This window comes from Ruegeria sp. HKCCA4633, from assembly GCF_013034605.1.
In the GTDB taxonomy this organism is placed as follows: domain Bacteria; phylum Pseudomonadota; class Alphaproteobacteria; order Rhodobacterales; family Rhodobacteraceae; genus Ruegeria.
The window spans coordinates 163683-181133 of record NZ_WQGJ01000007.1; the positions used below are offsets into that span (position 1 = coordinate 163683).

The 17451-nt window shown below is 57.7% G+C and carries 20 protein-coding genes; 6 read left to right on the forward strand and 14 right to left on the reverse strand.

Annotation, left to right across the window (positions count from 1 at the left end; all coding sequences use genetic code 11):
• Nucleotides 1-73: 73 nt before the first annotated feature.
• Together GOV85_RS17130 and GOV85_RS17135 are read right to left on the reverse strand one after the other, a co-directional pair.
• Nucleotides 74-673, reverse strand: coding sequence for a GntR family transcriptional regulator (locus tag GOV85_RS17130; protein WP_171180376.1), 600 nt, complete (start codon nucleotides 671-673; stop codon nucleotides 74-76).
• Between the two features lie 44 nt (nucleotides 674-717).
• Nucleotides 718-1629 (reverse strand): threonine/serine dehydratase, encoded by a 912-nt coding sequence (locus tag GOV85_RS17135; protein ID WP_171180378.1) that lies wholly within the window; start codon nucleotides 1627-1629, stop codon nucleotides 718-720.
• A 79-nt stretch (nucleotides 1630-1708) separates the two neighbouring features.
• On the opposite strand from GOV85_RS17135, the gene GOV85_RS17140 reads away from it, so the two are divergent.
• Together GOV85_RS17140 and GOV85_RS17145 are read left to right on the forward strand one after the other, a co-directional pair.
• Complete coding sequence (locus GOV85_RS17140; protein WP_171180380.1) at nucleotides 1709-2551, forward strand: TIGR00730 family Rossman fold protein; 843 nt, start codon at nucleotides 1709-1711, stop codon at nucleotides 2549-2551.
• Between the two features lie 3 nt (nucleotides 2552-2554).
• Nucleotides 2555-3652, forward strand: coding sequence for a cystathionine gamma-lyase (locus GOV85_RS17145; protein WP_171180382.1), 1098 nt, complete (start codon nucleotides 2555-2557; stop codon nucleotides 3650-3652).
• Here GOV85_RS17145 and GOV85_RS17150 read toward each other — a convergent pair whose 3' ends face one another.
• Nucleotides 3653-4036 (reverse strand): hypothetical protein, encoded by a 384-nt coding sequence (locus tag GOV85_RS17150; RefSeq protein ID WP_171180384.1) that lies wholly within the window; start codon nucleotides 4034-4036, stop codon nucleotides 3653-3655.
• A 159-nt stretch (nucleotides 4037-4195) separates the two neighbouring features.
• Between GOV85_RS17150 and GOV85_RS17155 the strand changes: the two genes are divergently transcribed.
• The 3 genes from GOV85_RS17155 to GOV85_RS17165 all read left to right on the forward strand — a co-directional run bounded on the left by GOV85_RS17155 (nucleotide 4196) and on the right by GOV85_RS17165 (nucleotide 7173).
• Nucleotides 4196-5116 (forward strand): DnaJ C-terminal domain-containing protein, encoded by a 921-nt coding sequence (locus GOV85_RS17155; protein ID WP_171180386.1) that lies wholly within the window; start codon nucleotides 4196-4198, stop codon nucleotides 5114-5116.
• Nucleotides 5113-5451 (forward strand): hypothetical protein, encoded by a 339-nt coding sequence (locus GOV85_RS17160; protein ID WP_171095721.1) that lies wholly within the window; start codon nucleotides 5113-5115, stop codon nucleotides 5449-5451. The genes GOV85_RS17155 and GOV85_RS17160 overlap by 4 nt, the downstream gene beginning before the upstream one ends.
• A 63-nt stretch (nucleotides 5452-5514) precedes the next feature.
• Complete coding sequence (locus GOV85_RS17165; RefSeq protein ID WP_171180388.1) at nucleotides 5515-7173, forward strand: U32 family peptidase; 1659 nt, start codon at nucleotides 5515-5517, stop codon at nucleotides 7171-7173.
• A 6-nt stretch (nucleotides 7174-7179) separates the two neighbouring features.
• Here GOV85_RS17165 and GOV85_RS17170 read toward each other — a convergent pair whose 3' ends face one another.
• The 4 genes from GOV85_RS17170 to GOV85_RS17185 all read right to left on the reverse strand — a co-directional run bounded on the left by GOV85_RS17170 (nucleotide 7180) and on the right by GOV85_RS17185 (nucleotide 10325).
• Nucleotides 7180-7803, reverse strand: coding sequence for a cytochrome P460 family protein (locus GOV85_RS17170; RefSeq protein WP_171180390.1), 624 nt, complete (start codon nucleotides 7801-7803; stop codon nucleotides 7180-7182).
• Between the two features lie 286 nt (nucleotides 7804-8089).
• Complete coding sequence (gene rlmN / locus GOV85_RS17175; protein WP_171180392.1) at nucleotides 8090-9277, reverse strand: 23S rRNA (adenine(2503)-C(2))-methyltransferase RlmN; 1188 nt, start codon at nucleotides 9275-9277, stop codon at nucleotides 8090-8092.
• A gap of 175 nt (nucleotides 9278-9452) precedes the next feature.
• Nucleotides 9453-9620 (reverse strand): hypothetical protein, encoded by a 168-nt coding sequence (locus GOV85_RS17180; protein WP_171180394.1) that lies wholly within the window; start codon nucleotides 9618-9620, stop codon nucleotides 9453-9455.
• A gap of 168 nt (nucleotides 9621-9788) precedes the next feature.
• Nucleotides 9789-10325, reverse strand: a complete 537-nt coding sequence (locus GOV85_RS17185; RefSeq protein WP_171180396.1) for an invasion associated locus B family protein — start codon at nucleotides 10323-10325, stop codon at nucleotides 9789-9791.
• Nucleotides 10326-10503: 178 nt separating this feature from the next.
• Between GOV85_RS17185 and GOV85_RS17190 the strand changes: the two genes are divergently transcribed.
• Entirely contained in the window at nucleotides 10504-11502 is a 999-nt protein-coding gene (locus tag GOV85_RS17190) for an asparaginase (protein WP_171180397.1), read from the forward strand.
• Nucleotides 11503-11507: 5 nt separating this feature from the next.
• Here GOV85_RS17190 and GOV85_RS17195 read toward each other — a convergent pair whose 3' ends face one another.
• From GOV85_RS17195 to GOV85_RS17225, 7 genes are all read right to left on the reverse strand, one after another.
• Nucleotides 11508-11828 carry a YciI family protein gene (locus tag GOV85_RS17195; RefSeq protein WP_171180399.1) on the reverse strand — a complete coding sequence of 107 codons (321 nt, stop codon included), beginning with the start codon at nucleotides 11826-11828 and terminating at the stop codon, nucleotides 11508-11510.
• 22 nt (nucleotides 11829-11850) lie between these two features.
• Nucleotides 11851-12279: an SRPBCC domain-containing protein gene (locus tag GOV85_RS17200; protein ID WP_171180401.1), complete on the reverse strand. Its 429-nt coding sequence runs from the start codon at nucleotides 12277-12279 to the stop codon at nucleotides 11851-11853.
• Nucleotides 12267-12596 (reverse strand): helix-turn-helix transcriptional regulator, encoded by a 330-nt coding sequence (locus GOV85_RS17205; protein ID WP_171180403.1) that lies wholly within the window; start codon nucleotides 12594-12596, stop codon nucleotides 12267-12269. The genes GOV85_RS17200 and GOV85_RS17205 overlap by 13 nt, the downstream gene beginning before the upstream one ends.
• A 42-nt stretch (nucleotides 12597-12638) precedes the next feature.
• A complete protein-coding gene (serB, locus tag GOV85_RS17210; protein ID WP_171180405.1) occupies nucleotides 12639-13517 on the reverse strand; it encodes a phosphoserine phosphatase SerB in 879 nt (292 codons plus the stop codon).
• Between the two features lie 35 nt (nucleotides 13518-13552).
• Nucleotides 13553-14281, reverse strand: coding sequence for a metallophosphoesterase family protein (locus GOV85_RS17215; protein ID WP_171180408.1), 729 nt, complete (start codon nucleotides 14279-14281; stop codon nucleotides 13553-13555).
• A gap of 121 nt (nucleotides 14282-14402) precedes the next feature.
• Nucleotides 14403-15998 (reverse strand): phosphoglycerate dehydrogenase, encoded by a 1596-nt coding sequence (serA, locus tag GOV85_RS17220; RefSeq protein ID WP_171180410.1) that lies wholly within the window; start codon nucleotides 15996-15998, stop codon nucleotides 14403-14405.
• Nucleotides 15999-16097: 99 nt separating this feature from the next.
• A complete protein-coding gene (locus GOV85_RS17225; protein ID WP_171180411.1) occupies nucleotides 16098-17252 on the reverse strand; it encodes a phosphoserine transaminase in 1155 nt (384 codons plus the stop codon).
• Between the last annotated feature and the right edge of the window lie 199 nt (nucleotides 17253-17451).

A 17451-nucleotide genomic window follows, 5' to 3' on the forward strand; every position in this document is an offset into this window, starting at 1 on the left:
GGCCTATACGCAAGTGGAAACAATGGTGCAATGCGACGAACATGGATCATTTTGCGTCTGAAACGGCCTTTCGTCAGCTTGCGCGGCGTATATGGCGGGTCAGGATGCCCTTGGCGGTGCTCAGATCCCTGCGCCTGAGGGCCTGAACCAGCGCGGCGTGATCCTTGTCTACCTGCTGCACCCATTTTGACCGCCAATGTGCGAACAGGTGGCGCGCGCTTGCGATATGCAGATCGTCAATGGCGTGCAAAAGCCGGGGTAGGCCACAAGGTGTCAGAATGGCACGATGGAACGCTCGGTTCAAAGCTTCCCATTGCGGCATCGTCTGCGCCTCATCACAGGCGATGCGTGCGCGATCGATCTTGTCCAACGCGACCGGAGACATGTTCTGCACGGATTGCTGCAACGCAAGGGTCTCTAACGCCACTCGCATTTCTATCACCTCACGCACTTCTGCCGGGTCCAGCGCGGTGACGCGCATCCCGCGGCGAGGCTCATGCCGGGCCAATCCATGCGCCTCAAGCCGCAACAGGGCTTCACGTACAGGGACGTGACTGGTGTCAAATTGGCGGGCAATATGGTCTTGCCGCAGCTTTTCCCCGGCCTCAAGCTCTCCGGTGATGATTTGCTGGCTCAGGTTTTGGTAGATCGTGTCGGAAATCGTAGCGGACATGGATTATAGATAAAATCCGCCCTACCCGTTCACAAGCCGATAATTCACCCTGCAAACGGGTCCGGTGCAATATTTGCGCCGCACAGCAGAACGGCAACACGCTCATCCGGTTCAGGCTGGTAGACACCCGACGCCAATGCAGCCAAGGCTGCTGCGCCTGCGGGCTCCACCAAAATGCGGTGGCTCTGCCAAAGCGCCTTTTGCGCATCCGCAATCGCGTCATCCGATACCAGAACCGAGCTCATGCCTTGCGCCAGATCGAAACAGATCTGTCCGATCCGCCGCGCGCCCAGCGCATTTGCAGCGATACCCGAGACAGATACATCCACCGGCTTACCCGCCTGTAACGCAGCGTTCAGCGCGCACGAGGTTTCAGGTTCGACTGCAACGACCTTGCGCGCGCCGTCAAACCACGCCAGCGCACCGGCAATAAGACCGCCGCCACCCACAGCAACCAGAACCGTATCGGCCTGCAACCCCTGAGCATCCCATTCGGCAAAACAGGTCCCTTGCCCCGCCACTGTCGCCGGGGCGTCATAGGCGTGAATTTGCATGGCACCAGTAGCTGCCTCATGTTCTTGCGCCGCGGTCAGCGCGTTGGCGTATTCGCCGGACACGACGCTTAGATCCGCGCCAGTTTGCCGGATCAGCGCGATTTTCGACGGACCTGCCAGTTCCGGTACGAATATCTTGGCGGGATAGCCCAGCGTCTGCGCAGCATAAGCAGCCGCCGCACCATGGTTGCCCCCGGACGCGGCCACAACGCCTGCCTGTGGCACGTCCATGCTGAGCAATGTGTTGAACGCGCCCCGTGCCTTGAAACTGCCAGTGTGCTGCATGTGCTCGAGTTTTAGCTCGATCGGATAGCCCGGAATGCGGCTTTCCATCACTGGGGTCACTTGTGCATATCCGGCGATACGGTCGCGGGCTTTTGAAATTTCACTTTTCCAATTCATTCTTGTCTTTCCGTGACTGGCGCTCTGATCGCGAACCCTATAGCTGTTTCATGAACACGCAAGCAGGGATCGATCACCTATGAGAGAAGACCGCCACAATCCGTTCCGCGACGCGCAGACCGACCGCTCGACCGCGAGTGAGGTTCCGGACACGCCGCAGACGCGTTCACCTGCCTATCGCCTTGCCTTTGCCGATGACGAATTCTTGTGCCGGGACGAATTGCGCCCGGTGCGTCTGCAACTGGAATTGCTGAAGCCCGAGATGATCATGATCGAGCGCGAGATCACCTCGACCATTGTGATGTTCGGCGGCGCGCGCATTCCGGAACCGTCGCAGAAACACACGGCGCGAACAGAGACTTTGGCCGGGTTGTCACAATATTACGATGAGGCGCGTGAGTTCGCGCGGCTAATGACCGAAAAGTCAAACGAAACCGGATGCCGTGAGAACGTCATCGTCACCGGCGGTGGTCCCGGTGTGATGGAGGCCGGAAACCGTGGCGCGCAGGACGCGGGTGGGTGTTCGATCGGCTTGAATATCGTGCTGCCGCATGAACAGGCGCCGAACCTCTATGTGACGCCGGACCTCAGCTTCAACTTCCATTACTTTGCCATTCGCAAGATGCATTTCCTGATGCGCGCCCGCGCCATCACCATCTTCCCCGGCGGTTTTGGCACCATGGATGAACTGTTCGAATCCCTGACCCTGATCCAGACCGGGCGGATGGACCGCGTGCCCTTCCTGCTGTTTGGCCGCGAATTCTGGGAAAAGGTCATCAATTGGGAAGCGCTGGCCGATGCCGGCACCATCTCGGAAGAAGACCTCGACCTGTTCCGGTTCGTCGACACCGCGCAAGAGGCGGTCGAGATCATCGAGAACTGGGAACCCGCCCCGCCCCGCGACGAAATTCCGGGGCGCTGAGCTATGGCTTCTAAAACCGGAGAGATGCTGCACCTGCGCGGCAACGCGTTGAACGCCGGTGAGCCGGTAACCCTGCCACTGACCCAAAGCAGCATGTACCACCTGCCCGGCGTGACGGAAGGTTTGCGCACCTATGGCCGCGTCGACAACCCAACCTGGGAGCATCTGGAACATGTTCTGGCCCATCTGGAGGACGCACCCTGCCTGACATTCCCTTCGGGGATGGCAGCGATCTCGGCAGCGTTGTTCGCGACCCTGAAGGCCGGATCACGCCTGCTGATCCCGTCGGACGGGTACTACGTGACACGCCTGCTGGCGGATCGTTTCCTTTCAGGTCTGGGCGTGACCGTTGAGGAACGACCCACTGCCGCCTTTACCAACGGCGGTTTTGACGGGTTCGATGTTGTCTTTGTAGAAAGCCCCTCGAACCCCGGTTTGGATATGATCGATCTGGCAGCGGTTGCTGAACAGGCGCGCGCAGCCGGGGGAGTGACCATTGCCGACAACACGACGATGACCCCGCTGGGTCAACGCCCACTGGAACTGGGCATCGATGTGGTTGTATCGTCAGATACCAAGGCGATGGGCGGGCATTCCGACATGCTGATGGGCCATGTGGCCAGCCGCAACAACGATATCATGGAACGGGTCGAGGAATGGCGAAAAGTGTCCGGATCAATCCCCGGACCGCATGAGGCGTGGCTGCTGCATCGCGGGCTGGAAACGCTGGATGTACGCTTTGACCGTATGTGCAGCTCGGCGCAGGTGTTGGCCGAACGTTTGGCGTCACATCCCACAGTGAAACAGGTCCGCTATCCAGGTCTGCCGGGCGATCCATCCCACAAACTGGCACAGTCACAGACGGCACGCTTCGGGTTTCTGCTGTCCCTGACACTGGAAAGTGAAGAGAAAGCCGAAGCCTTCATCAACGCTTGCCCCCTTCTGCGCCCCGCCACTTCTTTCGGAGGGGTCCACAGTTCAGCCGAACGTCGCGCGCGATGGGGCGACGATGTCGATCCCGCCTTCATCCGCCTGTCCGTCGGATGCGAACCTGTAGAAGAACTGTGGCAAGCCATCGAGGCCAGCCTGAACGCGCTGTGATTACTTCTTGGCTTCGCGCAGTTCTTTGAACACGTAGATCGGCAGCACAACGCTGGCGATCAGCGCCCCCAGCCAGACCAACAGCGTTGCTCCCAACAGGTTCGCAACTCCACCTACGGTCAGCCCAGCGGTTATCAGATCAGTCACCAACAGGCCTACAAAGGTCACGATCAAAGCAATCCCGCCCTTCAGCGCAGGCGCTTTCTTTTCACCCAGCTTCAGGATCAGGGGTTCGGCAATCAGCTGCACCACGGTGAAGACGATTACAACGACGATGAAAGAGATCGGCTTGATCGCAAATCCTGACAACAACAGCGAGGCAAGCAATAACCCAATGGCATTCCCGGCCAGCAAGGCCAGAGCCGACTTAATTCTACGAGACATGAGACGATCTCCGTCAATCAACAATTAGAAACATGCGGATGTTAACAGACCTGCAGGATTTTACGAGGCAATTCAATCGTCTCTTCCTTTTGACCCGTTGAAATCGCATGGTAGAAGACATTCATCAAGATCAGACATGCCCTGACCCGTGAGAGTGAGATGAGCGACGATCCCTATTCCGTTCTTGGCGTGGCAAAAGACGCCAGCGCCGCCGAGATCAAGAAAGCCTATCGGCGCATTGCCAAGGAATGCCATCCGGACCTGAAGCCCGGCGATGCCGAGGCTGAGGCCAAGTTCAAAGCCGCCGCCGCAGCCTACGATTTGCTGAAAGACCCGGAAACCCGTGCCCGGTATGACAATGGCGAGATTGACGCCTCGGGTCAGGAACGCCCGCAACAGCAGTTTTACCGTGAATATGCCGAAGCCGCTGGCAACCCCTATCGCGGACGTCAGGCAGACCCGGACGACATGTCCGACATCTTCGCCGAATTCATGCGCGGGCGTGGCGGGTTTGGCGGCCAGCGCGGCCATGAGTTTCACGCGCCGGGGCACAACCTGAACTATTCGCTGCAGATCAGTTTTCTGGATGCCGTGTTCGGGGCGAGTCAGAAACTTACCCTGCCCGACGGCGACCGAATCGAGGTGAAGATCCCGGCTGGAATTACAGACGGCCAGACCATCCGCCTGCGCGGCAAAGGGGCGCCGGGATTTGGTGAAGGCCCTCCGGGCGACGCTCTGGTAACTGTTTCGGTCGCCAGTCATCCGGTATTTGATCGTCAGGGCGACGACATCCACATCACGCTGCCCATCACCATTGACGAGGCGATTCTGGGCGGCAAAGTCCCCGCCCCTACGATTGATGGCGGCGTGAATGTCAGCGTACCGGCGGGCACCAGCAGTGGTAAAACCCTGCGATTGCGGGGCAAGGGTGTCAAAAAACGCGGCTCGTCCGAGCGTGGGGATCAGTTGATCGAACTGACCGTATCGATGCCCGACAAGATTGATGACGACCTGAAACAGTTCATGGAGACCTGGCGTGAAACACACAGCTACGATCCCCGGAAAGGAATGCCGTCATGACCCTGACCGAGAAGGAACTGATCGAAACCGTCGCCCGACTGACCTCGGACCGACTGACCGAGTATCTGGCGGCCGAGATTGTGATCCCCGAACAATCAGATAAGGGGTTAGTTTATCACAGCATCGACGTCGCCCGTCTGGAACTGGCCTGCGAGTTGCACGAACAGTACGACATGGAGGCAGATGCACTGTCGATGATGATCTCACTGATTGATCAGATGCACGGGCTGCGGGCCGAGTTGCGCGAGGTTCTGAACGCGGTCGAGGCTCAACCCGAACCGGTGCGTCAGCAACTGGTTGAAGTGATCGGCACAGCGCGATTCCGTCGCAGATAACGGGGTTTTGGACTCGACCCATTTGGCGTAGAAGGCCGCCTTGATCCTTTGCCAGGTGGCTCTATGACCCAGTCCCGATCCGAATTGCTGATGCCCGCGGGCAATCTGCGCAAGTTGAAACTCGCCATCCTGTACGGCGCAGACGCAGTGTATCTGGGCACGCCCGACATGTCGTTGCGCACGAAATCCGAGTTCTCGCTGGAAGAGGTGATCGAAGGGGTTGAGTTCTGCCACAGCCATGGCCGACGCGCCTATCTGACGCTGAACCTGTTTTCGCATAATAAAGACATCCCGAAACTGGATGAGTACATCGACACGGTGCGCAAGGTGCAGCCCGACGGGCTGATCATTGCTGATCCGGGTGTGTTCCAATATGTCCGCGAACGCGCACCCGAACTGCCGCTGCATATCTCGACCCAGGCCAATATCTGTTCGTGGCTGTCGGTGAAGTTCTGGCAGGATCAGGGCGCTGAACTGGTGGTTCTGGCACGCGAAGTCTCGTACCCCGAGCTTGTGGAAATCCGCGAGAAGTGCCCTGACATCAAGCTTGAGGCTTTCGTCCACGGTGCGATGTGCATGACCTATTCAGGTCGTTGCCTGCTTTCGAACTTTATGGCCGAACGCGGGGCGAACCAGGGCAATTGCGCCAATTCCTGCCGCTGGAACTATGGCCTGAAACTGCGCCTGAAGGACGGCACGCATCAGGAACTGCGCATCACCGACGAAAACGCGGACCTGTTTGAATTCCTGCTGGAAGAAGGCTGCCGCCCCGGTGATTTGATGCCAATCGAAGAAGATGATCGCGGGTCATACATCCTGAACTCCCGCGATCTGTGCATCATGCCCAAGCTGGATGAATACCTGAAGATCGGTGTCGACAGCCTCAAGGTCGAAGGGCGCGGTAAGTCGGAGTATTACGCCGCCATCGTTGCGCGGGCGTATCGGATGGCGATCGACGACTACAATGCCGATCCTGAGAACTGGGATCCCAGACCATATATGCGCGAACTGGAAACCGTAGGAAACCGCGGCTACACGCTCGCCTTCCACGAAGGGCGCCTGACCAACTATGCGCATGACTACGAACACACCGCTTCGATCGCGCAGTGGGAGTATGCGGGGATTGTCACCGAAGTGACTGAAGACGCCTTTCTGGTCGAGGTGAAGAACAAGCTGGAACCGGGCGACGTGTTGGATTTTGTCTCGCCTATCTCACGCGATACGGTTCTGCTGCGTGTCTACGATTTCGAACGCGCGTCTGACGGCAAGCGGCTGGATGTGGTGCATGGCAGCACGAAGACAGCCATCCGACTGCCTTTCACCCTGTTCGATCACGAAGACATTGACGACCTGCGCGCGCGCTTCCCGGTTTACTCGGTCCTGCGCAAGGAACGTGCCCTGACCGACGAACACTGGAGCCGCATTCGTTTCGACAAACTGGTGCAAGGGCTGGAAACCACTGGCCGCGACAACCCGACGGCTTATGCCCGTCGTCGCGACGAACTGGTCGAAAAGATCGGCGAGGATGGCAATGAACGCCGGTTCAAGACCAACCGTATCGGAACCGAAGGCTGCTGTGGCAAGGGGTGTAACGGGTGTCTGATCTTCTGGCAGGATGAGAAATACGCGCTGGCTCGAGAAATTCTGTCAAAACGCAAACAAGGCGAACAACTCAGCCGCCGCGAGGCGACGGAACTGAAGCTGCCAGGCGAACCGGCCTGATCCGGTTCATTCGCTCTTGCGATACTCTTCCGGCACATAAAACGTGTAGTCTCGATCCGCCACCTGTTCGTGGCAGACATGGCAATACGCGACTTCACCGGCGCGATCACCCAAGGTATCGCCAAACACAGAACCGTCTGGCAGGACCATGATATAACGCCAATCCGCTGTATCCGGGTTCGCCCCGTTTGCTAGTTTCTCCATTATGAACATGGCACCTGGATGTATGCGCCCTTCATCCGTCACGGTCATGCTGTCCTTGGCCAGGACAGAACCCATAGGCAGCTCTTCGCCTTTTTGCAAAGTCGCATAGTTATGGGCCATGCGGTTGGCATAACTGTTCACAAACCGCCGGCCATGGGTTGCCGAAATATAGGGTGCATCGTTGAATAACGGCCAGCTTTGGTAGTTGAGGATCAGGTCCAGTTGCGCCGCTGCATACCCGCGCGCCATGCGACGGTTCAGCGAACGGTAGTGCTTCAAAGCCTCGTCCTTGCTCAGCTCAGCAGGGTTTTCGATCGCGATATGAGCATTTTCGCTGTCGGCAAAAACCAAACTTGAACTTGCCGCAAACGCAAAGGCAAACAAGATTGCTCCGAAAAGGTTAGTGTTAGTAAAGCTTGTGTTCATAATATTGGCCCACCTGAAAATCAGTTCGCCTGAGCACCGCCTGACAGCACCGGTTTAGTCTAGCGACCTCGCAATAACTTGCCAGCTCTGGCCCGGTCCGCTCACCACCTTGTGCATGGATTTGAAAAGGGCCATGCTAGCGATGAACACGGGAAACATAGCAAATTATGCATATTGTTTCAGCACCTGAAACATTAAGTTTACAAGTACACTTATGGCGTGCAGGTGGCGACCGAAAACACTTGATGCGCGATACAACCGACCCGGTCGGACGCCGGCGGAAACTCTATCGGCTCAACCCTGTTTCGGCCTCGATCTGTTTGCGAGACTTGCGAGCGCGTTCGGTTGCCGATTTCAACTGACCACAGGCCGCCATGATATCCTCACCGCGCGTCTTGCGAATGGGCGATGCATAGCCCGCGTGGTAGATGATATTCGCAAAAGCCCGGATACGGTTGTTCGAGCTGCGCTTATACGGCGCGCCGGGCCATTCATTGAACGGAATCAGGTTGATCTTGGCCGGGATGTTGTAACGCTTGATGTGGTCGATCAGGCGGTGTGCATCCTCATCACTGTCGTTCACGCCATCCAGCATCACATATTCAAAGGTGATCCGTTCGGAGTTCGACGCATTGGGATAGCTGGCCAGCGCCTGTAGCAATTCTTCGATGTTCCAACGCTTGTTAATCGGCACCAGCACGTCGCGGGTCTCATCCGTGGTGGCATGGAATGAGATCGCCAGCAAACAGCCGATTTCCTCAGCCGTGCGCGCGATTTCGGGCACGACGCCAGAGGTCGACAGCGTGATACGGCGGCGCGACAGGGAAATCCCTTCGGGATCCATGGCGATTTTCATCGCATCACGGACGTTTTCGAAATTGTAAAGCGGTTCGCCCATGCCCATCAGAACGATGTTCGACAGCAGGCGCGTTTCATCCTTGGGCGCACCGGGGGTGGGCCATTCGTCAAGATCATCGCGGGCCATCATGATCTGACCAACGATCTCGGCCGCAGTCAGGTTGCGCACCAGTTTCTGGGTGCCGGTATGACAGAATGAACAAGTCAGCGTGCACCCGACCTGAGACGAGATGCAAAGCGTGCCGCGATCCTCTTCGGGGATATAGACGACCTCAACCTCATGCCCGCCTGCGATACGGCACAGATACTTGCGGGTGCCATCCTCAGAAACCTGGCGGGTCACAACCTCGGGGATTTCGATCACGAAATTCTCGGCCAATTGTGCGCGGTAGGCTTTGGCCAGGTTGGTCATCTCGGCAAAGTCTCGCACACCCCATTGATAGATCCACTGCCAGATCTGACCGGTGCGCATCTTGGCCTGCTTTTCCGGCGTGCCGTGTTCGATCAGAACAGCGCGCAGCTGGTCGCGGGTTAGCCCGACAAGGTTGATCTTTCCCTCGGGCAGTTTGCGAGGGAGGGTCAGGACATCTTGAGTGATCGGCGCTTTGGGCGACATTTTGGGCTCTCTGAGGCGTATCTCGAAAGATTCTGGCTTGGGATGCGCCTCTATATAGGAACCTGCGCAAAGATCAAAAGGATTCGTCACAATTGGCGGGTATGCATGGAAAAGCCACAGTAACACAGTCACTGCGGCCATTGTCTTGTTTTAATCCGTACGGATCAAAGCCCGCTTAGACACCTGCCGGCGGAATGTAGCAATCTTCGGCGTCCAGAGTCTTAACCGGGTCTTCCGGGCCGCACTGTTCGCCAGTCACCGGATATGTCTCACCTGTGTTTTCACAAGCGCTTAGCACCATGGCCGAGATCATCATCAGCGCAGCAAGAAATTTGTTCAGCATCGGGGCAACTCCTTCGTTTCCTCTGAACTATTTAGTTCAGAAAGTGCGAGGGCTTACTTTGATACGGATCAAGTGCGGGCGCGGACGTCGCGTAATGCTGGCGCGCCGGACAGCATCAAAAACAAAAGCCCCGCCATACCGACGGGGCCTGCACCGAAATACGCTGACTTAATTAGTGCAGCGTTGCTTCGCGTCGTCAATTGCTGCGGTAAAGCCCAGTAACGAGAAGGTGTCTTTCGTCTGCGTCCCGCGTTCCGAGCGGGCCGTCAGAACAGCCTCGTTCCCGCGCTTCATCGCTTCGATCACTTTGGGTTCCTGCCCTTGAGTCGAAGGCCAGGCCCATTCGCCATCAGTAATGAATTCGAATTCGGCGTCGTCGATCTTGACGTTGACGGTCGAACCCGCCGCAAAGGGATAGCCGCCGGTGAACGACACTGTTCCGTTCACGTCATCGCCTGGTCGAAACACCACAAACAGCAAAATGTCGCTACGCCGCACAGAAACCACGCGACCACCGCGGGTGTTAACCGTTTCGTCCGGGGTTGCGACGCTCCAGCATTCAGTGGGGTCTTCTTCAACAAAGACGCTCCAATCTGTCTTGACCGCAACACGGTTGGTGCTGCTGGCCTGCTGAGCGATTGCAGATGTCGCGACGGTACCTGCCACAGACAGGCCCGCGATCACACGAACGAGCATTGATCCCATTTGTCCAGCCTCCTAGCTCGACCCATACCTCAAACCCATCGGACATGGCTGCGAACCCTTCCGGCCCGTCTATTCCGTTGCGCATTCCGATGATTGCCGACATACACACACTAACGCAGGTTTCGCCACAGGCGAAAGGGCGATTGGCAGAATTTTGCGCATAATTTCGGAGGTCCAGATGACGCAGCCCATACCCATGACAGAACTGTGGCGTGGTGCTTTGCTTGAGAGTTTGCATCTGGGCCACGCGGTGATCTGCGATGACAGCGGCCAAATCGTCCGCAGCTGGGGCGATCCGCAAGCGGTGATCTACCCAAGGTCCTCAGCCAAAATGATTCAGGCACTTCCACTGGTCACGTCGGGTGCCGCGGCGAAATACGGCTTGAACAGCGAACATCTTGCGCTGGCCTGCGCCTCACATAACGGTGCCGCGATCCACACCGATCGGGTAACAGCATGGCTGGATCACCTGGGGCTGACCGAGCATGATCTGCGCTGCGGCCCACAGGAACCAGCAGATACAGCAGCTCGCGATCGGCTGATTTTAGCTGACGACACGCCTTGCCAGATCCACAACAATTGCTCGGGCAAACACTGTGGATTTCTGACATTGGCTCAGCACATGGGCGCAGGCCCGGAATACCTTGAAATCGACCACCCGGTGCAACAAGCCTGTCTGTCAGCCATTGAAGAAACCACCGGAGAGACCAGCCCGGGATATGGCATCGACGGCTGTTCCGCTCCAAATTTCGCGATCTCGCTGGCGGGATTGGCACGTTCGATGGCGTGGTTTGCCAGTGCCGCAGACCGCTCGGATCGCTCCTCTGATGCTGCGGCACAACTGGTTGCGGCAATGGTCAAGCACCCCGAGCTGGTGGCCGGTGAGACCCGTGCCTGCACCGAGCTGATGCGCGCCATGAATGGCCGCGTCGCCATCAAAACCGGGGCCGAGGCCGTGTTTGTGGCCATCATACCCGAAAAACGCATGGGCGTTGCGTTGAAGATCACCGACGGCACCACCCGCGCCAGCGAATGTGCGATTGCCGCGATACTGGTCAGCCTTGGCGTGCTGGAGGCCGATCACCCGGCCACCCGCAAATTCATGAACGCCACGCAATACAGCCGGCGCGGGCTGGAATGCGGCGTGATCAAACCTGCGCCGGGCTTCCCCGGCTAAGGTCCTCACATCTCGATCTCATGCACCTCGGCCACTTCGACCGAGCCTGAACCGTTGACGACCATCGGACAACCCTTGGCCATGGCGGTCGCTGCGTCGATGCTGTCGGCCTTGATCACCGTAAAGCCCGAGGCCGGGTTCGCACCGCCGTTGTCAACGACCCCGCTGTTGGTGACGGTATAGGACTGGCCCACCGGGTTGCCGGGGATTTCCAGCGCCTCACCCATGTCCTGAAACCAGGCACCCCAGGCGGCCATGGTCGCCTCAATCTCGGCGGGGTCGGTTGGGGTGTGGCCCCCATGATAGACAAACAAAAATTGGGGCATGTCGCTCCTCCCTGATGAAAACCTATTTGCAAAGTGCTTCGAGTTTACGCAGCGAAGATGTCCAACCCTGATTGTGGTTCGCTGCCGCTTCGGCATCAGCCAGTTCTTTGTGATCCAGTGTCAGTCGCGATCCGGTGCTCGTCGCCGCAACCGACAAAGTCACGTGGCTTTCGTTGCCGCGCTGGTCCTGATCATCATGCCAGCCCCATGTGAAACCCACTGATTTAGGTGGATCGACATGGGTCACATGGCCTGAAACCTTGTATCGTTGGCCCTCGCCATTCTCCATCACCGAATACCATGGGCCTGTTCGCGAAAAATCCAGATTGTGTTCGGGCACGTGCATCCTTTCGGGCCCCCACCATTGCAGCAACCTGCTGCCGTCACTGATCCATGCGAACAAGTCTTCAGGGCTAACGGGAAAGTCCCGTTCCAGTTTCAGGTCGGCCATGAATTCTCCCTTTCGATAATTTCGCTCAAACGATCGAGGCTGCTTTCCCAGAATTGGCGCTTGGAAATGGTCCAATCGGCAATCTGCCGCAGCCCCTCGGGTCGGACAGAATACATCCGCTGCGTGCCTTGGACGCGCTGTTGCACCAGCCCTGCCTCTCGCAAGACCTTTAGGTGGCGCGAAATCGCAGCACCCGATACGCCGCGACCTTCGATCAGGTCACCGGCGGGCAGTTCACCCTGTTCCATCAATTGTTCAACAATCGAGAATCGGGTGGCGTCAGACAGTGCTGAAAAGGCGGTCAGAAGCGTGCTCATGACCACTATTTAACACAAATGTTAAATAAAAGATAGCCTCGGTTATTCCTCGGCAAAGTCAGCGCGGCTGTACCCTTGCAGGTAAAGCAGCGCCGTCAGGTCACCGTGATTCACACGCACGTCGCATTGGGCGGCAACTGAAGGCTTGGCATGAAGGGCAACTCCGGTTCCGGCCCGGCCCAGCATTCCAAGGTCATTTGCTCCGTCGCCAACAGCCATTACGTCATTTTCAGACAGCTCAAGCCGGGCAGAGATCTGTTCCAGTGCTTCGATCTTGGCCTGCCGTCCCAAAATGGGGCGCGCAACATCGCCCGTCAGTTTCCCGTTTTTAGCCAACAGCGTATTGGCCCGGTTTTCATCAAACCCCAGCAACTCTGCCACCCGTGCCGTAAAGGCTGTGAACCCGCCGGATACCAACGCCGCATGGGCACCGTTCGCCCGCATCGTGGCCAGCAATGCCCTGCCACCCGGCATGAGGGTGATCCGTTCGTTCAGAACTTTGCCAATGACGCTTTCATCCAAATCCTTGAGCAATCCGACCCGTTCGATCAACGCCCCCTCAAAGTCCAGCTCTCCGTTCATGGCACGGGCAGTGATGTCCTTGACCCTGTCTCCAACACCGGCTTCATCCGCCAGTTCATCGATGCATTCTTGCTGAATCATCGTGCTGTCCATATCAGCCAGCAGCATCTTTTTGCGCCGCCCATCCGCAGGTTGCACGATCAGGTCGACACCCATGCCCTGCAAGTCCGCCCAGACGTCCCAGCGATTGTCGGGCATGTCGCTCAATTCAAACTCTAGCGCCTCATCAGGGCTGAGCCAGATGACATCCCCGCCGCCCCACGCGTTGCGCAGCGTCTCAGGCAGGGCGCGGTCCAGCGAAGGCGCTGCAGGATTGGTCAGCAAAGTTGCGACATACATATTCAATCTCCAATGTCGTGCCTGCGTCAGGTGGTTTAAGGCGTCAATGGGATACGGCCCCGTGCCGTCAATTCCCAACAAGTCTGCCCTTCGAATACGGCCACACCCACCTGACGCCCATAGCCCGCACCTGTATCCAGGTTGACGCGATTTCCATAATGCGTGGCCTTATCCACTGGCGTGTGACCATGCACGATCAGCTTGGGATGCGGACCTCGATGGTTGTGAAAAACCTGCCTGATCCAGACCAGATCACTTGCGCGTTGTTCATTGAGCGGCACGTTCGGGCGGATACCGGCGTGAACAAAGGCAAGCTCGGGCGTCTGGTGCATCAACGCCAAATCGCGCAGGAAGGTCAGGTGAGACTTTGGCACCGCCCCCTTCGCCATCCGGTGCAAGTCTTCCAGCCGGATTTGACCTTCAAACTCCACCCCGTAACTGCGCAAAGTCTCAATCCCGCCTAACCGATCATGCAGCCAGTGGTACCCCACGAGCAGATGCGGATCGTGGCGTGGGGTGTCTTCCATGAACCAGGCAAACATCCGGTCGTGATTGCCCAGCAGGGTGATCCAGTTCCGACCTGCATAACGCCCGGCGATCAGGTGATCGATCAAGTCCCGGCTATCGGGACCGCGATCCACGTAATCACCCAGAAACACAACCTGAGCATCAGGTCCGCCGTCACTTTGGATCAAAGACAGTGCGCGCTCCAGTTCAGCCACCTGTCCGTGCAGATCACCGATTACATAGACAGGCTGTGTCATAGACATCCTCCGCCGGTAGCGCTCAGCACGCTTGTGCCCCAGATTGCGGTTCCAGAGAACAAAGGACCCGGGTCTTTTCAAAACCGGGCCCTGAACTGTTTCTCAAACTCAACAGGCCGCGTCAGGCGACATCAAACACCAATGGCTTGATTTGCGTGAACAGACCCGTTTCCGCCAGCTTGGCGCGGGCCTCGGCTGGAACCGGTTCGTCTACGTAAAGCAGCGCAATGGCTTCACCGCCTGCCTCGGAGCGACCAAGGGTAAAGTTGGCGATGTTGACGTTGTTCTCACCCATGGTCTGACCCAATGCACCGATGATGCCCGGCACATCTTCGTTGGTCGTGTAAAGCATATGGGCGCCGATCTCGGCATCGATATTGATGCCCTTGATCTGAATAAAACGCGGCTTGCCGTCGCTGAACACAGTGCCCCCGATCGAACGCTCGCGCTTGTCGGTCACGACGGTGACTTTGATATAGCCCTCAAACGCGCCCGATTTGTCCTGATTGGTGGTCGAGATTTTGATCCCACGCTCTTTCGCGACAACCGGGGCTGAAACCATGTTCACCTCGGGGTTGAACTTTTTCATGATCCCCGCGACCACTGCGCAGTTTAGCGCGGCAAGGTTCATTTCAGCGGCCACACCATCGTAAAGGATGTTGATCGCCTTAACAGGCTCATCCGTCATCTGACCAATAAAGCCGCCAAGATGCCCGGCCAGCTTGATCCAAGGCCCCATGACCTTGGCCTCTTCCGCCGTCACGCTGGGCATGTTCAGCGCATTCTCGACCGCGCCTGTCAGCAAATAGTTCGAGATCTGTTCGGCCACCTGCAACGCCACGTTTTCCTGCGCCTCGGTCGTTGCCGCACCAAGGTGCGGTGTACAGACCACGTTGGGCAGGTTGAACAGCGCGTTTTCCTTCGCCGGCTCTTCGCTGAACACGTCAAAGGCTGCTCCGGCGACGTGTCCGGATTGCAGAGCTTCGGCCAGAGCGTCTTCGTCTACCAGTCCACCACGTGCACAGTTGATGATACGAACCCCTTTCTTGGTTTTGGCAAGGTTCTCGCGGCTCAGGATGTTGCGGGTCTGGTCAGTCAGCGGTACGTGCAGCGTGATAAAGTCGGCGCGCGACAGCAACTCGTCCAGTTCAACTTTTTCCACGCCCATTTGCGCGGCTTTCTCTTCGCCCAAATAGGGATCATAGGCGACGACCTTCATCTTCAGTCCAAGGGCGCGTTCACAAACTATGCCACCAATGTTCCCTGCACCAATAACACCGAGGGTCTTGTTGGTCAGCTCGATCCCCATAAACTTGGACTTCTCCCACTTGCCTGCATGGGTCGAGGTAGAGGCCTCGGGGATTTGCCGCGCCACGGCAAACATCATCGCAATCGCGTGTTCAGCGGTCGTAATCATGTTGCCGAACGGCGTGTTCATTACGATCACACCTTTCTTCGAAGCCGCATCCTTGTCGATATTATCCGTGCCGATACCAGCGCGGCCAATGACCTTCAGCTTGTCGGCTTTCTCCAGGATGGTCGGTGTGACCTTGGTGGCCGAGCGGATGGCAAGACCGTCATACTGACCGATCACTTCGGCCAGCTTGTCTTTGTCCTTGCCCAGATCAGGCATGAAATCCACGTCGATGCCACGATCACGGAAAATCTGCACGGCGGTTTCGCTGAGCTTGTCAGATACGAGTACTTTGGGGGCCATTTTCTCTGGTCCTTTGAAGAATTCTGGGGGTTGGCGGGCTGAAGCCCGCCCTACGATTTCAAATGTGAGTAGGCCGGGCTTCAGCCCGGCACCGGGTCATCAGGCAGCTTCGGTTTGCGCTGCGATCTCGGCCTCGAAGGCCCAGGCCAACCAAGGCAACATCGCCTCGATATCCGAGGTCTCAACCGTACCGCCGCACCAGATACGCAGACCCGCAGGCGCGTCGCGATAGGCACCGATATCCAATGCAATATTCTCGACCTCCAACCGTTTGGCCACAGCCTTGGCAAAAGTCGCACCGTCCTGAATGCGTGCATCGGTAAACTTCAAGCACACAGATGTGTTCGATTGCGTCGCCGCATCCTCGGCCAGATTGGCGATCCAATCATTCTTCGCACAGAACGTATGAACCGCATTGGCATTCGCATCAGCACGGGCGATCAGCCCTTGCAACCCACCGACCGAGCGCGCCCAGTCCAGCGCGAACAGATAATCCTCAACCGCCAGCATCGAGGGCGTGTTGATCGTGGCTCCGGTAAAGATACCTTCGATCAGCTTGCCGCCTTTGGTCAGACGGAAAATCTTGGGCAGCGGCCATGCGGGGGTGTAGCTCTCCAGCCGTTCAACCGCACGTGGGCTCAGGATCAACATGCCGTGGGCCGCTTCGCCACCCAACACTTTCTGCCAGCTAAAGGTGGTGACATCCAGTTTGTCCCACGGCAGGTCCATCGCAAAAGCGGCGCTGGTCGCATCACAAATTGTCAGGCCCTGACGGTCATCAGCGATCCAGTCGCCAGTGGGAACCCGCACGCCCGAGGTTGTTCCATTCCAGGTGAACACCACGTCATTGGCGAAATCGACCGAAGCCAGATCCACGATCTGCCCGTAATCCGCCGTTTTCACCTCGGCATCGATCTTCAGCTGTTTGACCACATCCGTCACCCAGCCCGCGCCAAAGCTTTCCCAAGCCAGCATCTCGACCTTGCGCTCACCTAGCAGCGACCACAACGCCATCTCAACCGCACCGGTGTCCGAGGCGGGAACGATCCCGATTTTGTAATCTGCCGGAATACCCAGCACCTCACGCGTGCCTTCAATGGCCGCTTTCAGCTTATCCTTGCCAACAGCGGCCCGGTGGGAACGACCCAACGCGGCATCGGCCAATTTAGTCAGATCAAATGTAGGGGGTTTGGCACAGGGGCCCGAGGAAAAACGCGGATTTGCCGGCCGCGCTGCCGGTCGTTCAATCGTCATCTGTATTACCCTTTCAGATACACGCCCCTCGTTGGGGAGGGGTGTCCCACGCACAGAGCTATGGGGCCTTTGCACCTGCAGCAAGCGGAAAAGACACTTCGTCAGGCGAAAACGACATCTGAAAAGGCTACAAATCGGAACGCGAGTTTCCGATTGGCGAAAACCCCGCCTATGTTTTGGCGGGGTTTTGTTATGGGAT